The sequence below is a fragment of the Ehrlichia ruminantium genome (assembly GCF_009728835.1).
GTDB lineage: Bacteria > Pseudomonadota > Alphaproteobacteria > Rickettsiales > Anaplasmataceae > Ehrlichia > Ehrlichia ruminantium_B.
Genome location: NZ_CP033455.1, coordinates 197,347 through 215,138, shown reverse-complemented (window position 1 = coordinate 215,138; position 17,792 = coordinate 197,347). Strand labels below are relative to the sequence as shown.

Sequence of the window (17,792 nt, the reverse complement as noted above, 5' to 3'; positions counted from 1 at the left end):
TCTAGATACACAGCTTTATCAAGTTAATTTAGTATATAAAATAATTAACGACATACCTAGTTAATAATTGTATTATATTATCATCAGTATTATATTAACATAGACTATAGTTATAATTCATATAATTAATATGCAGTTTTTTAGTAATTTACAGTTTATGCTAAGAAAAAACAAACAATTAGTTGGTAAAGATATATTAGGTAATCGTTACTATAATTCCTTAACAAAAACCGGAGAAAAAAGATGGGTAATATATAATGGTAAAGCTGATCCAACAAAAGTTCCTGCATTATGGCATATATGGTTACATTACACAGATAACCAGTTACCAATCTCCCAAACACAAAATTCCCATATGCCAAATTTAACTGGAACTAAATATGCTTACCACCCTCAAAAATTTTTTAAATAATATAAGACATATCAACATCGGTACCTTATGTATAGATCAAACATTATTGAAATTTTTATAGGCCTCCTAGTCCTAATAGGGGCAGTATCTATTGGTATAGTAGCATTCAATAAATTACCATACAAAAATACTTTTCGTAGTTGTTACACAGTTAAAGCATTGTTCTCAAATGTAGATGGATTAGATATAGGAGATGAAGTAACAATATCTGGAGTAAAAATAGGAACAGTCAATTCAATATCATTAACTGAGAAATATATTCCTACAGTAACAATGTGTTTACAAAAAGGTATTCTATTACCCTTAGATAGCTCTGCATCTATATTAAATAGTAATATGTTAGGAAAAAAACATATAGATATTGAGCTTGGATCAGAGCAAGAAATTATACCCAACGAAGGTGTAATAGAACATACACATTCAGATTTAAGTTTTAATACAATTATTGCTAAAGTTATAGATTCATTAATGAAATAGTATTGTCAAAACCTTATATCTCTGGCAGCATTATATTTTTAGTTAACAACAGACAAAGGAATTAAGCAATAATATTACATAAAAATATATTGATGATAGTATAATTAAGCATGAATTATTTCATATTATTATATACATCAGTAAAATTGTATTGATATTATAAACAAACTGTTAAAACATATAATATGCAAATTAAATAAGTACAAAGGGTAGTTATATACTATAAAGTGATAATGAGTTATTTTATGTTAAATACTAATTTCATAAACATGATCAAAAAAAATAACATGGCACTAATTATTTGCTATGCTTATGCATATTTTGACCATATAATAATAGTTGTGTGATCGTTATTTTAAAGAGATGTTATGCTAAGTGATTTTTATAATTTGTTATTGTATATAATAACCAATCCAAAGTTGATAGTATTGTCAATATTCCTGTTAGTTACAGGTGGTTTTTGTATCATTAAGTACAGTAAAAAAAGACTTTCTAAAAAACTTCAACATAAGGAAAAGTTATCTGTAAACAGTCTTGGTAACACGGGAAGCACATATAATCCCAAGCCTACTGACAGGAACTATATACCAGAACATCATACCACACATAGTACAGCTTTTACTATCGACTCAGTATCTCAAGTATTTGAAAGTAAAGAGCATGGTAGAGGTAGGTAGTTACCTGGAACTAAAGTGGTATTATTTTGGTAGTATTCGAGATTTATTGAAAATTTGATAGAGTCTTGTAATTCAGTATAGGAAATGTCGTTATAATTTTGTGAAATATAATTAGTTAAATGGTAATATTCTATTGGATGTAAGTATAGGATTCACTTAACGTTATGTAACATTTGTAGATATGATAAAACACAAGAGATATATTAAGTTACAATTTTAGTAGAATGCTCAATATAACAGTAATGTTGCTATCTTATTAGAAATTGATGTTAAAGGCCCTGGATATATTCCAATAACAATGGAAGCAATTGTCATTATCCAAATACATAATACCATAACATTCGGTGGCATTTTAGGTGAACTTATTATCTGATTATTAGGTGTGCTAAAACAAATTGCCTCAACTATTCTCCATACATATATGATAGATAACCCAGACCCTACAAGCAGAACAAAAATACCAACCCAAAAATCAGACTTTACTGCCGCATCAAAGACATACCACTTAGCAATAAACCCTGAAGTAACTGGCATACCAACTAGACTTAAACATAATATAACAAACGGCAAAGCAACCCTTGGCATAGTTTCAGAAATACTTGCACAATCCTTAAGGTTTATATTACCACAATTATAATCAATACTACCTACCACCATAAACAACGCTGACTTAACCAAACTATGACTAATAATATAAGCTATAGCCGCAACTAACCCATAACTAGTATTTAAACTAACTGCAAATATAATATATCCCAAATGAGAAATACTTGAATATGCAAATATTTTTTTAACATTGCTAGTAAAAATTGCAAGTAAGGATCCACAAATTATCGACAAAACAGCAAAACACATAAAGACGGCATTAAATGGCAAAGTAATAAAAACAAAATCAGCCTTAAATACATCATATATCATCTTTATAATTAGATACATCATCACTTTAGTAGAGGTACCAGAAAAAAACACAGAAATAAAAGTAGGCGCAGAACTATAAGCTTGTATTAACCATCTATGAAATGGAAATAATGCTGTTTTTATAAACAGACCTATCATTATAAATAGCATCCCAATTTGTGTTACCCTATTTGTCATGAGAGATCTATCATGAATTATAAGGAATAAATCCCCAACATTTAAAGTACCAGTAATAGCATATAAAAACCCTATTCCTATTAAGTAAAAAGTTGCACCAATAGTACCTATTACTAAATAATCAAATGCTGCTACTAAAGCAGTTTTATCCTTTCCCATTGCAACTAAAATATAGGAAGAAATAGATGAAATTTCAAGAAAAACATATATATTAAAAACATCATTTGATACTAATATTCCAAGAAAGCCCCCTAGGCACAATAAAAACACAGAATAAAAACTTGATATCTTATTTATACTTATTTCTCTCACATTATGGTATATACTATACAATATACTCATCAGAGCAATGAAATTTACTAAAACAAGCATAGTAGCATTAAATATATTTATTTTAAGTTCTATTCCATAAGGGATCATCCACCCACCTAAGCTATACTTGATAACATCACCATAATAAACCTGGTAAAATAACATTAATGCAATGGAAAAAGACACCATTACAATAATAGATGATATAATTCTTACTAATGTACTATTTTTCAACAAAGCACATATTATTGCAGCAAATAAAGGTATAACGACCTGCAACACAGCTAACGAACTACTCATTAGATATACCCCATAAACTCAAGTATCATATGATTGTCAAAACTACTAAAATATTCCCAAAAAGGCAAGCGTATTTATTGTAAATCCTGTTTCTCACTTAATATATTATAATATTAATACACAACAATAAACCTTATATCTTTCATCAATAAATATAATATTTTTACGATATAGCATTCTACACAATAACTAGGTAATTACAAATATACATCCCAAAATCAAACCTTTCAATTGTATTACATAATTAAGTATGCAAGATATAAAAACAATAACATAATCATACTATAAGTCGCTACTAACAAGTCTTTAAACTTCAAAGTTAGAACCATAAAAAACACAATAATATTTTTGTCAATATATACAGGATTGGTAACATATTTGCCTAATGTATGTAATTTTTACTTTACAACTTAGGAAAGCAAAATATCAGGAAACTAGGAATAATCGAAGAAAATGCACTAGAAATTGAGTACATTGGTGAACCAGAACAGCAAAAAACCTGATATTAGTAAATCAAAGCATACCTTTCTTAAACAGTGATATTGAAGAATTATGCAGCATATATGTTAAAGTAGAAAATAGCAATATCACTAGTATGGTAAATCAAATTGAAGCTAGGATTAATTTAAAGTAGACATAATACTATGGTCATATGTTTTTAATAGTTCAGGTTTCAAAAACTTGTTATTATTTAATCAAAGCCTTATGCTTTACATAACATAAAAAATGTTTACAATAGCTATTATGTTGGTATTCCTGGCATCAAATATTAACAAGGTCATAAATTAATGGAATCATCCATATATAAAAGATACAGTTACACATTTGCAATGATATTAGGAGCAATGTCTGCTATATCAACGCCACCCTTTTATATGTTTATTGCTTTATTGATCGGGATGTCTGGATTTTACATAACTTTATCACACATACAAAATACAAAACAAGCTTTTTGTCTAGGATGGTGGTTTGGGTTTGGATATTTCACAACTAGTTTATATTGGCTTGCTATTCCATTAATAAATCAAACAAAAATTTTTTGGCCATTAGTACCATTGGCTGTCATAATAATTCCATCAATTTTATCACTATTTTTTGGTATAGCTGCTTCCATTACTCATTTTATAAACTATAAAAAATTTTGCGGGCTAATAATTCTATCATTATCATTCACCATAGCTGGAATATGTATTGAAATGATATTTCCGTGGAACTTATTGGGATACTCTTGGTCTTTTTCCACAGAAATGTTGCAAACTGCTTCATTAATTGGACCACATGGGATGACATTTCTTGCTGTGTTATGTAGTGCAGCAGTTGGCGTATCTATACAAGATAAGAGCATTTTATCATGTATAGTCGCATTATCAATATTGGTGAGTATGTACGTTTATGGAAGTAACAGGTTATCAAATCAAGAACACAAGTATCATGATGATATTACTTTACGCATAGTTCAAGGCAACGTAGACCATCGTTGGGATGAAAATGAAGACCAGGAATATAATACTTTTCAAACATACCTAGGGCTAACTAGTAAATACGGATTGAATTCAAGAACACATATTATCTGGAGTGAGGGCTCTTTCCCACTGTTAACAGATAAAAACAGTTATACAATAAAGAATAACATTAAGTTTACAATTCCAAAGTTTTTAATTGCTGGTGGTACAAGATATGATGAAAAAAGTCAAAAATTTCACAACACACTATTTGCAATCGACGGCAATGGTAGAATAATTGATTATTACGATAAATATCACTTAGTACCATTTGGTGAGTTTATACCATCCATATTAAGCAGTATTGTACCGAGATCCATAGTAGCTGGATTTAACTATAGCCCAGGAGAGAGAAAGGAAAAACTAATACCATTGCATAACAGCAAAGTACCCTTTGTACCTTCAATATGTTATGAAACCATTTTTAGCCATGAAATAAGAGATAAGTGCATCAGTGGAAAATGGATAATTAACCTTACAAATGATGGGTGGTTTGGAATAAGCTCACAACCTTATCAACATCTTGAAATGAGTAGAATGAGAAGCATAGAAAATGGATTACCTACAATTCGAGCAGCTAATACAGGAATTTCTGCTGTTATAGATAGCTACGGTATAATAGTACATTCATTGCCTATAATAACAGAAGGCGTTATTGATTCATATTTACCCTACCATATAAATAGTGGGACATTCTATTCTAAGTATACAAGTAAGTTCATTACTCCAGTAGTTGGATTAATAATATTAGTTTTGCTACTATTTAAAATCATATTCCATAGATATAGAACAAAAAAACACTAATATTATTGTATTATTCAATGTGTCTCTTCCAAGCATATAACTTCATAATAATTGCAAGAATATAAAAGATAAGATTCTATTATTACTTGTTATCTTATACCACATAGCCAATAGTACCACTAAATACGAAACTGTTATATAAAAACACAAATATTAATATTATTGCATTATTCAATGTGTCTCTTCCAAGCATATAACTTCACAATAACTGCAAGAATATAAAAGATAAGATTCTATTATTTTACTTGTTATCTTATACCACATAGCCAATAGTACCATTAAATACGGAACTGTTATATAAAAACACAAATATTAATATTATTGCATTATTCAATGTGTCTCTTCCAAACATATAACTTCACAATAACTGCAAGAATATAAAAGATAAGATTCTATTATTTTACTTGTTATCTTATACCACATAGCCAATAGTACCATTAAATACGAAACTGTTATATAAAAACATGGTTATCTTTTGTAAAATAAATATTGACACATTTTCTAGACATCACAAGGCTATATCAGACAATAACTTATTCAACTTTATAAATTCAATCTTCTCACTATAAAATATAAATTCAAGGTTCAATGCTATGTATGTACTTTATACAAACCACACTACAAATCAAAATTACAGCAATACAATAACATTATCAAAATATATATTACTAAAAAAGTATAATACCTAATAACAACAAAGCTTTTTTACAGAAATAAAAAGTAAACTTATAATATTAGTCGTTCATACTACATTCATCAATACACTAAACATACAAAGTTCTTACAGAATAAGATTTCCAACATCAAACATTTATAAACACTATAATCTGAGCAACAATTACTTATAACAGAATAATCTTATAAAACCCAGTTATAATAACAATATTCCTACACACTCTTTCTAGTCTAAAGTACATAATCCTTAATGATCCAACTATACTGCATAAAAAAACCGAAAATCTAAAGTTCTTACAGAATAAGATTTCCAACATCAAATATCTATAAACACTATAATCTGAGCAACAATTACTTATAACAGAATAATCTTATAAAACCCAGTTATAATAACAATATTCCTACACACTCTTTTCAGTCATAAAGCACATAATCCTTAAGTTCTCAACTATACTGCATAAAAAAACCGAAAATCTAAAGTTTTTACACAATAAGATTTTCAGTACCAAATATTTATAAACACTATAACGTAAATAATAATCACTGGTAACAGCATAACTTCATTACAAAATCAATTATGCAGACTATTATACTCTCTTTTTCTCTATAAAAGACTCTGCTCCAAATTATTTGACCATGCTATATAAAAACTAACAATCAAAATCTCTGGATAACAAGTTGATACCACGGATATCACCTCAAATCAGTAACTTCTAAGAATTATATACCTGTCAACTATATGATATTTTAAACTTAATCTATGTTTCACTATCTTCTGTTTCTACTACATCGACAGTACTTTTTCTTACCATATCATATAAATTATTAATATCAAAAGTAATCTTAGGTTGCCACAATTGGCCTTGTACAGACATATCTACATGAGATGGAGAAGACATACCTGGAGGTATGAACGAAAGCCTTAACATAGAGATCAAAGCAAACTGTAGTAACGAAATATTCGCGGATGCAACTCCACCTGCATTATCAATTGCAAATTGTAATGAAGACGCAATAGTGCCTCTTTTGATGTTAGCTCCAGCATTGACAAAGTTAAATACAGTATTATTATTATACAACGATATCTGAGATAATGCCGCAATCTCAGATTTACTTTTAGTATCTAGTAAGTCCGTAATAAATTTATTCAAGTCTATCCCTGCAATATTAACACCTTTGGCAACAAATTCCATCTTTCCATCCAAAAAGTTTACCCAATCAGTAATCGTTTTTCCTTGAGTTTGAACACTACCACTTATACTAACATTTCCAGTAACTCCATTGATATTTATATTATTAAGCAACTTATCTAGACCAATATTTGCTATAGACATTACAGCAGACAATGACGAAGTAGAACCTATTCCAATTTTACCACTAGCTGAAACAAATCCTTCATCCATCTTGAACATAAGCTTGTTGATAGACATTAAACTATCTTTTAAACTAGCTAAAAATACAAAATCTATTAAATTATTATTTTTAGAAAAAAGATCTTTTATCTCAATATTAATATCACCATCTACATGTTCTAACCCATAAAAATTTAAATCATTATCTGACCACTTGATGTTAATTACTTTCTTAGAATCATCAAATACACGACGTATCAAAGATGGAAATACCATAAAATCAGAATTATATTTATTACTCCTTAATTGAACTGACATTTTTGGTCTAACATCCTGAGGCCTAATAGACACTTTAACAAAACCCTCTAAATTAGATCCATCAGTAGCATTAAAATGTATTTTATCAACACTAAATTTACCTTGCACAACACCGATTGAAAAATTTAAATCATTAACATGCCGTGCACGAATTATAGAATCACTAACATTAGTATCAAATTTCACCTTATATTTAATATCTTTCAACCATTTCATCCTCATGAAATTTTCTACATCTAGTTTTGTATTAACATTGTATTTATCAAAGTTAGCATGGTATATATCAACATTACCAGATATAAAACTACTTTTCTTGTCATACTTTATTTTCAATTGTCCTTTAAGATCTCCAAACCCATTAGTTAAGACTTTAATATTAGATAAAGAAAATATTCTAGGAGCTATATATACATCACTTTGTAAAGAAAACTCATTACTGCTTTCTTTCACACTACAATCAAGTGGAAATAACCAACTAGTAAAAGATCTAAAATCATAACCATCAATCTTTATTTTACCATTAAAACTAGACACCAAGTCATTACTATTGATACTACCTTCAACATGTAATATGTTATTATCTCCAGGTAACATTACTACCATACGATCAACATTGACTTTCCCATCTGATATATCTAAATCCATCACTAGGTTATTTGATACCTGGTTACGATACTTTATTTCTTTAACATTAACTCTAACACGATAGTTTAAATCCTTAGAGACCAGTGTACTAAAATGGTCCAGAGTACGGGATCCCTTATTGCTGTAATTCGCTTCATTGTCATTAGATAAATAATCTATATCAATTTTCGAAAAATCAACGTTAATATTACACGAGTAATAGTCAGAACATACAATGTGTCCTGTCCCATTCAAACTCCCAGTAGCAACCTTAAAATCAGTTAGTTCAAATGTCTTATCCATTAACTTAATGTTACTGGACAAAGAAAATTCTTCATGTGAATTAATAAAAGAAAAAATAGAAGTCTTATTAGTTTCAGAAAAATCATTAATAAATTGACTAAAATTACTCCCTTTAGCTACTATTACACCATCAAATTTATTATCATAAGATACACCAGATAAAGTAACTTTTGTGAATTCAGAAGAAATATCCCCTGTGATTCTATACTGTTCCTTCTCCAACAACACATCACCAGATAACGTATAACTATTTTTACCAATATCTAATAAACCACTTATGACTTTTGCACCATGTACTGTTTTAACACTACCCTCTTTAATATATATAGGCTTACTGTTAAAAGATGTTCTATCATTATGAGTATTAATAACACTATTAATAATATTAAAGTTACTAATCTGAAAACTGTCTTTTTTAAATGTAGTGAATATATCCACAAAACTACCTAAAGGCATACTCAATCCATCTACAGTAATTGCATAAACCTTTGGAGAAAATAAAAGTAACGATAACAAAGATATTTTTAATTCAAGTCGCTCAATTAGTATCGCTGATTTATAACTAGATAACTCATCACCTCTCTCAACATACAAATTACTTACCACAATCTTAGGAAGAATTAAGCTTCCAGTTACATTACTTACACCTTTAACACTTATATCATTAGATATATTTTCTATTTGTTTAAGTACATGAGATGCATAGTAAGAATTCCAATTAATAAAAAATGGAGAAACTATTAAAAAAAGTACAAATACTAAAACAACTGAACTACAATATACTAAGAATTTCATCAATGTACCAATAAAACATTCACATTTTATTTATCACAAATAATATTAACAATATATAAAAATGCTAGGGAAAGCATAATATATATAAGAAGTAGCATACATTTCTTATATCTTAACGAGAGCACATATATATTTTGTACTTTATAAACCAACATTTTAAACCAATACTATTAATCTTCATTATACCAGATTAAAATAGAAACTAAGACCCACTATTACCAACTGAAGGAGCAAAAACAGTTAAATTAAGAATTTCAGAAACAGAAGAAGACATCTGTACAATTTGTACAGGTTTTTCCATTCCTACTAAAATAGGTCCTATAACTGAAACACCAGTTGCTTCTCCCAATAACTTAGAAGATATACTAGCACTGTGCATAGTCGGCATAATTAAAATATTTGCAGATTCAGTCAGCCTACAGAAAGGGTACAATGTTAATAATTCTGGGTTCAATGCAACATCAATAGACATTTCACCATCATATTCAAAATTAACATTATAACTATCCAAAATCTCAATAGCTTTTCTCATTCTCCTAGCATCTTTTTGAGAATGACTACCAAAATTTGAAGAAGAAATAAAAGCTACACGAGGCTCATGACCCATTTTTTTAGCTTGCATAGATACCTGAATTGCTATTTCAACAATCTGTTCTGCAGTAGGAGACTCATGTATAGCAGTATCCGCAATAAATATAGTACGTTCCTTCATGACAATAATTGAAAGTCCAAACATAACACCCTTAGGTTTTATTACTTTCTGTATATCATTTATAGAAGCAGTATATCCTCTCGTTACACCAGTAATCAAAATATCCCCATCATCACAAGCAAGCATACATGCAGCAAAAACATTACGATCAGTTTTAACATCGCGTACGCAACTTCTATACAAATATCCTTCACGTTGTAACTGTTTATACAAATAATCTGTATATTTATGATTATTTTCAGAAATTGCTGCATTAGCAATTTCTATCCCTTCCATATTCTTAATACCTAATCGATCAAAACCTTCATGCACTTTATCAATACGTCCAACAAGTATAGGTACACCATAACCCTGATTACGCCATTGTATAGCAGCCTTAATGATCTTCTCTTCTTCACCTTCTGAAAAAATTACTCTTTTAGGATCACGCTTAACAGAACTGTACATCATATTAAGTACATTAGAAGTAGAAGACAATCTTGATTCCAATTGTTTTACATACTCATCCCAATCTTCTATATTCTTTCTCGCAACTCCAGATTCAATAGCAGACTTTGCAACTGCAGGAGAAACTACAGTCATCAATCTCGGATCAAATGGAGTAGGAATAATATAATCCTTTCCATAATTCATTTTCCTACCACCATAAGCATCAGATACTTCATCACTCACATACTCACGTGCCAACATAGCAATAGCATTAGCAGCAGCTACCTTCATTGCATTATTAACACATCTTGCTTGTACATCTAATGCACCACGAAATATATAAGGAAACCCCATAACATTGTTAACTTGATTATTATAATCTGATCTACCAGTCGCTATTATTGCATCAGGTCGTATTTTACGTGCAACATCAGGATTAATTTCAGGATCTGGATTTGCTAAAGCAAAAATTATAGGATCTTTATTCATAGATAAAAGCATGCTTTCACTTAATACATCTTTTACCGACAAACCAAGAAACACATCAGCCATTACCAAAGCATCTTTTAAAGATCTATTTTTTGTATCAATTGCATGTTTTGCTTTCCATTCATTCATGCCAAGCTGCCTACCTTCGTATATAACCCCATTTTGGTCGCACAAGGTTATATTTTCAGCAGGAACACCAATTAATTTTATCATTTCAAGACATGCAATACCTGCAGCTCCAGCTCCATTAATAACAATTCTAACATTTTTAATGTTTTTCCCTGTAATATCGAGAGCATTAATAAGACCAGCAGAAACAATAATAGCAGTACCATGCTGATCATCATGGAATACAGGGATATCCATTATTTTACTCAATTTTTCTTCAATAATAAAACACTCTGGTGCTCTTATATCTTCTAAATTTATTCCACCCCAACTCAACCCCAAATATTTTATTGCATTGACAAATTCATCAACATCTGAAGTATCTACTTCTAAATCTATCGCATCAATATCAGCAAAACGTTTAAACAAAACCGCTTTACCTTCCATCACAGGTTTAGAAGCTAAAGGCCCTATATTACCTAAACCAAGTACAGCAGTACCATTTGAAATTACAGCAACATAATTTCCCCGTGCAGTATATTGGTATACCAAATCAGGATTCTCAGCTATCTCCAAACACGGAACTGCAACACCAGGAGAATATGCTAAGGATAGATCCCTTTGTGTCAATAAAGGTTTAGTAGGCATGAGAGAAACCTTACCAGGTTTTAAACCCTTACAATGAAACTCTAGTGCTTCCCTTTTTTTTTCATCAAAACCATTATTTTTAAGATCACCCATAGAACATACTCATCAACACTTATTTAAAAGCCTAATTTGTATACTGTTATACAGCATAACATGTCAAGTTTTAACAAAATGTTACATAAGTATTAACAGATCCTTAAGAGTCAATACATCAACAACAAAATATACTGCCAATATAACAACTGATTTACTAGAAATGACTTATTAATATATTTTATATAAAATCACCTAACATTTAACCATTAAAGCTGATCACTAAAATATCCATTCTACTGAACTCTATACTTATTGTTATTATGTAATATTGATTCCAGAATATTCAGAACTACCTTGTACAGTACACTATAGAAAATCTCCATAGGTTAATACTCTTTTCTAGAGAACATTCATACACAACATATTAACACTAAATTTATCGTACTAACCTTTTCAAAAAATAAAACCTGTAATACATATCTATTCTATATCAATAGTATCTGAATATTAACTTAACTCTTAGTTGTTGCTTTTTTTTTTCAATATTTTACAAATACACAACTAATTGTATTTACAACAGTTATAACAATATTGTAATCCATCATTTACACACTATCAGCACTACAACACAAAATATCTAACGTAAATTAAGTATATCAACGGATACTTAAAATACCGTTCTAACACAACTACCAATTAAACATTTAGGTTAATATGTGTACGTGACAGAATATAAATACGTCAAGCAATGTTAGATTATAACTAATAAAAAAACCTTTGTATTTAGCACAATAACCTTGACAACTACTATACACTTAATAGTAAAATTCTAGATAGTCTATAATGCAATAGAAAATGTCTGTAGTTTTCGCTTTATCTTCCATTAGTAAAAGTTTTGGCAAAAATAACCAAATACCTATAATAACAGATGCAAATTTACAAATAACAAAAGGAGAAATAGTTGCATTAATAGGTCCTTCAGGATCTGGTAAAAGTACATTATTACATATAGCAGGCTTACTAGACACTCCATCTTCAGGTAGTGTTTTTATCAACAATATAGAATGTTCTGTTAAAACTTCAGATCGAGAAAAGACTTACTTACGTCGTCACTTTTTAGGATTTGTTTATCAATTTCATCACTTACTACAAGAATTTTCTGTACTAGAAAATGTAATGCTTCCACAAATAATCATAGGTAAAACTAATACAACAGCAAAGAAAAATGCAATGGAGCTTTTATCATTAGTAAAATTACAAGATAAATTTTTTATGTCAATATCACAACTTTCTGGCGGAGAAAGACAACGTGTTGCAATAGCCAGAAGCCTAATAAACTGTCCTGCTATAATATTAGCAGATGAACCAACTGGAAGCTTAGATAATGACACAGCATTTGAAGTATTTTCACTATTACATAAATACGCAAAAGAGAAAAATATATCTGTATTTTTAGCAACACATAACCATACTTTAGCAAAAAAAGCAGATAGGATAGTTCAAATAAACTCTGGTACTCTAAAAAACTACACAGACTACTAAACCTTTATAACATTTAATAACAGACTTTGCTTAATATACGTAAACACCAAAAATTAATATTGATCTATAAATATTTCTACACGTTTTTGCTAAATACTAAAACAAGAATAAACAATATCTAAATAGTATAATTGTAAAAACAAAGTTATTGATTCCCAAGTAACAAAATATCACACCTAAACTTTTAGTAACAATGTAAATATTACTAAATATTTCGCAAACTATTAACCTTTTTATCAAATCGCATGCTATAATATTATTAAAAGTTTTTTAAAATATCATTACATACTATCTTTTATAATAACTAGAAAATTATTTGATTTTACTAGTCATAACACTGCATCTTTTTAAACTTTGTCCAAATACTCAAATGTCCATGACCCTCAACATTATGCACATTAAAAAAAACACAAAAATAACTCTACCGAAACTATTTAACCCTACCTTAAGCAAATAACAAATATTTATTTAGACTAATCCTTGTTGTTCTGTTGTCACACAATTTGCAAAATGTTTGTCACAATTATAATATAATTACATATTACAAAAACAATTCTAACTTATAGTACTATCACTACAATAAATATAAAATTTTAAATGTCGCACTAAAATCCAAATAATTCATTTTACTACAAATTTTCTAGATAGTTTTAAATATTTCCATTACGGTTACAATACTATTACATGCGAAATAACAACTGTTTCCACTGATAGGTATATAATAAAATACCAAACCTTACAATGCCATAAGTTTAATCAGTACTAGGTAACATCCAATGTTCTAGATACTAAAACGCTCTATACAGCATTAAATATTTTTATTATAGCTACAAATATTACCGTACATTACAATAACCATTATGTTGCTTTAGTGATACAATAAAACTATCAAACCTTACAAGGTCACAAGTTTAATCAGTACTAGGTAACATCCAATGTTCTAGATACTAAAATGCTCTATACATAGCACTAAATATTTTTATTATAGCTACAAATATTACCGTACATTACAATAATCATTATGTTGCTTTAGTGATACAATAAAACCCTTAAACCTTACAAGGTCACAAGTTTAATCAGTAATAGGTAATACCCAATATTCTAGATACTAAAACGCTCTATACATAGCACTAAATATTTTTATTATATCCATAAATACTCCCGTACATAGAATAGAATACCATTCCATTATGTTATCTCAGTGATACAATAAAACTCTCAAACTTCATACTCACAAGTTTAATGAGGATTAGTCATCACATTAATACTCCAGATATTAACTATAAATTTTTCTTATCAATATTTGTATTATTGCAATACACACCATCAATATATAACAATAATTATTTCTTGATTTTAGTAATATAATCAAAACATTAAATCTGCTAACACTATAGTGTAATAAGTATCAAATATTACTAATATGTAATATACCAATTTTATATTGCCTTATAATTTACCAAACAATCTATCTATAATCCCAGTTAATTCACCCCATATACTAAATTATTTATTCCCCAAAGGATGACACTTAAGTAATATGTTTTTCAATTTTTCATTAGCAACATAGGTATATATTTGTGTAGTAGACAGACTAGCATGTCCTAACATTTTTTGTATAAAAATAATGTTTGATCCGTTATTTAACAAATGCGTTGCAAAAGAATGGCGAAGCTTATGAGGAGAAATTCTAGTAATATCAACCCCAGCACTTACACCTAACTCTTTTAGTAACTGACCAACTCTTTGTCTAGTAATTGGATGATCAAACTTTGTACCAGGAAATAACCATTGAGATACTTCATGTCCATTAGGAATAAAACATCGATACACTTCCAGATATTTCTGTATACTTACTATTGCTGATGAATTCAATAATACTATTCTTTCTTTATTTGCTTTTCCTCGAATTTTTATATGAGATATTTCAGTATCACTATTATTTAACGCTTCTATTATTTCATTGAGTTTCAAACAAATTAACTCGGAAACACGCATACCAGAAGAATATAATATATTAATAATCGCATCAGTTCTTCGTCCCTCTGGAGAACAATCTAATGCTGCCATGTCAAGTAACCTACTTACTTCATCAATACCAAGAGCTTTTGGAAGAGAACGAGATAATCTAGGAAAATCAACAGACAATGCAGGATCACATGAAATTATATTATCTTTATAAAAAAACTTATATAAGTTTTTAATAGCTGATATCTTCCTTGATATAGTACTAGATTTATATTCTTTTTCATACATCAACCTAACATAATCCTGTAAATCACTAACACACACTTTCGTCAATGCAAGATTTTTATCATTACAAAACTTACATAGGTCTAACAAATCAACCATATAACTTTGATAAGTATTATAAGATATATGTTTCTCTGCCGCTATTGCTGCAAGAAAAGCTTCAACATACTTTTCATTATTCATACTTATAATTTACATAAACATTTCTACATCACATACAAAAAAATCATTATTGCATAACTAAAACACTATACAAATTAATGTATCCAATACATTCTGCACTCTTTAGTTAACGCAGATAATAAAAAGATAACAGTATAAATAATAATATAAGTAATGATCAATCACTGTTATATTCAAACATATCATCAAAATATTAATTCATATTTATAATGTCCTTATGTATAAAGACAGTGCATAATAATCTAGAATATTAGTTAACATATTTCCTTAACACTACCCTTCACATTTAGTACATCATAACATATAGCATTATTACATAACATATTCTATAAAGGATAAATAATAACTGTACACCAAGTGTAATCTATACATTTCCTTCAGCACATTTGAAAATGGTAATTAATAATCACACAAAATTCTACATAAAGTTAATAGATTTATTTCAGGTACTTTTCCCAGTCTTTAACACATATCAAAATATAATACACATTTATAAAACACTACACATAAGAAACAAGCACAATGTATGACATACTACAAGATTATCAGTGATTAATAATTTGCAATGAATAACCAAAGATGTAACATATATTCAGAACAAATTGCAATCATAATACTAAAAAGATTATATTACAGAAAATGCTATCCATATCACAGGCGACAAATTTACCATTTAAATCACCAGATTATCACCCATAAATAATACTACAGAAATCAATAATAAATTACATACCTAGAAGGCTCTACATTTACACACTAAAAACATTACATATAAAAAAACAAGCATAATGTATGACATACTACAAGATTATCAGTGATTAATAATTTGCAATGAATAATCAAAGATGTAACATATATTCAGAACAAATTGCAATCATAATACTAAAATTATATTACAGAAAATGCTATCCATATCACAGGCGACAAATTTACCATTTAAATCACCAGATTATCACCCATAAATAATACTACAGAAATCAATAATAAATTACATACCTAGAAGGCTCTACATTGACACACTAAAACATTACACATAAAAAACAAGCACAATGTATGACATACTACAAGATTATCAGTGATTAATAATTTGCAATGAATAACCAAAGATGTAACATATATTCAGAACAAATTGCAATCATAATACTAAAATTATATTACAGAAAATGCTATCCATATCACAGGCGACAAATTTACCATTCAAATCACCAGATTATCACCCATAAATAATACTACAGAAATCAATAATAAATTACATACCTAGAAGGCTCTACATTGACACACTAAAACATTACACATAAAAAACAAGCACAATGTATGACATACTACAAGATTATCAGTGATCAATAATTTGCAATGAATAACCAAAGATGTAACATATACTTAGAACAAAACTTACCAACAATTTACAAAATTAACAGTCGAAAACAAAACAACATTATAAAGGTAAACTATAGTAACAATAAATATAGAAAACATACTAAAATCATTAGAAATCATCAATTAAAATTCTTAAATATAAAAAATCATAGTACATAACAGAAATCCACAGCCGGAGATGCACGATATTAGCACATAATCAATTAACTATGATATTCATAAGCACCATCATTTAAAGTATGCACAAAGTTCATCCAAGTAACAATTACTAACGCAAATATTTACATAACAAATAGCTAAAAGCTATTTTATTAAATATCAAAATAAACTAATTAAAAAATATACATGATATATTATTATTTAATATAC

The 17,792-nt window shown here is 28.6% G+C and carries 9 protein-coding genes; 5 read left to right on the top strand and 4 right to left on the bottom strand.

Annotated features, from left to right (window positions below):
• Positions 1 to 130 precede the first annotated feature (130 nt).
• The 3 genes from EDL80_RS00675 (at position 131) to EDL80_RS00665 (ending at position 1,566) form a co-directional block, all read left to right on the top strand.
• Positions 131 to 412, top strand: a complete 282-nt coding sequence (locus tag EDL80_RS00675) for an NADH-ubiquinone oxidoreductase subunit NDUFA12 family protein (RefSeq protein WP_158406297.1) — start codon at positions 131 to 133, stop codon at positions 410 to 412.
• A 27-nt stretch (positions 413 to 439) separates the two neighbouring features.
• The gene (mlaD, locus tag EDL80_RS00670) at positions 440 to 889 is read left to right on the top strand and encodes an outer membrane lipid asymmetry maintenance protein MlaD (protein WP_158406296.1); all 450 of its coding nucleotides are present in this window, start codon (positions 440 to 442) and stop codon (positions 887 to 889) included.
• A gap of 368 nt (positions 890 to 1,257) precedes the next feature.
• Positions 1,258 to 1,566 (top strand): hypothetical protein, encoded by a 309-nt coding sequence (locus EDL80_RS00665; protein ID WP_158406295.1) that lies wholly within the window; start codon positions 1,258 to 1,260, stop codon positions 1,564 to 1,566.
• Between the two features lie 228 nt (positions 1,567 to 1,794).
• On the opposite strand, the gene EDL80_RS00660 is transcribed toward EDL80_RS00665, so the two are convergent.
• Positions 1,795 to 3,273, bottom strand: a complete 1,479-nt coding sequence (locus EDL80_RS00660; protein ID WP_158406294.1) for a proton-conducting transporter membrane subunit — start codon at positions 3,271 to 3,273, stop codon at positions 1,795 to 1,797.
• 830 nt (positions 3,274 to 4,103) lie between these two features.
• On the opposite strand from EDL80_RS00660, the gene lnt reads away from it, so the two are divergent.
• Positions 4,104 to 5,579: an apolipoprotein N-acyltransferase gene (lnt, locus tag EDL80_RS00655; protein ID WP_230957213.1), complete on the top strand. Its 1,476-nt coding sequence runs from the start codon at positions 4,104 to 4,106 to the stop codon at positions 5,577 to 5,579.
• Between the two features lie 1,433 nt (positions 5,580 to 7,012).
• On the opposite strand, the gene EDL80_RS00650 is transcribed toward lnt, so the two are convergent.
• Both EDL80_RS00650 and EDL80_RS00645 read right to left on the bottom strand, forming a co-directional pair.
• Entirely contained in the window at positions 7,013 to 9,646 is a 2,634-nt protein-coding gene (locus EDL80_RS00650) for an AsmA family protein (RefSeq protein WP_158406292.1), read from the bottom strand.
• A 202-nt stretch (positions 9,647 to 9,848) separates the two neighbouring features.
• Positions 9,849 to 12,125 carry an NADP-dependent malic enzyme gene (locus tag EDL80_RS00645; RefSeq protein WP_158406291.1) on the bottom strand — a complete coding sequence of 759 codons (2,277 nt, stop codon included), beginning with the start codon at positions 12,123 to 12,125 and terminating at the stop codon, positions 9,849 to 9,851.
• Between the two features lie 798 nt (positions 12,126 to 12,923).
• Here EDL80_RS00645 and EDL80_RS00640 point away from each other — a divergent pair.
• Positions 12,924 to 13,610 carry an ABC transporter ATP-binding protein gene (locus EDL80_RS00640; RefSeq protein ID WP_158406290.1) on the top strand — a complete coding sequence of 229 codons (687 nt, stop codon included), beginning with the start codon at positions 12,924 to 12,926 and terminating at the stop codon, positions 13,608 to 13,610.
• Between the two features lie 1,506 nt (positions 13,611 to 15,116).
• Here the strand turns inward: EDL80_RS00640 and EDL80_RS00635 are convergent.
• On the bottom strand, positions 15,117 to 16,046 hold the full coding sequence (locus EDL80_RS00635; RefSeq protein WP_158406289.1) for a tyrosine recombinase: 930 nt from the start codon (positions 16,044 to 16,046) through the stop codon (positions 15,117 to 15,119).
• Positions 16,047 to 17,792: the final 1,746 nt, after the last annotated feature.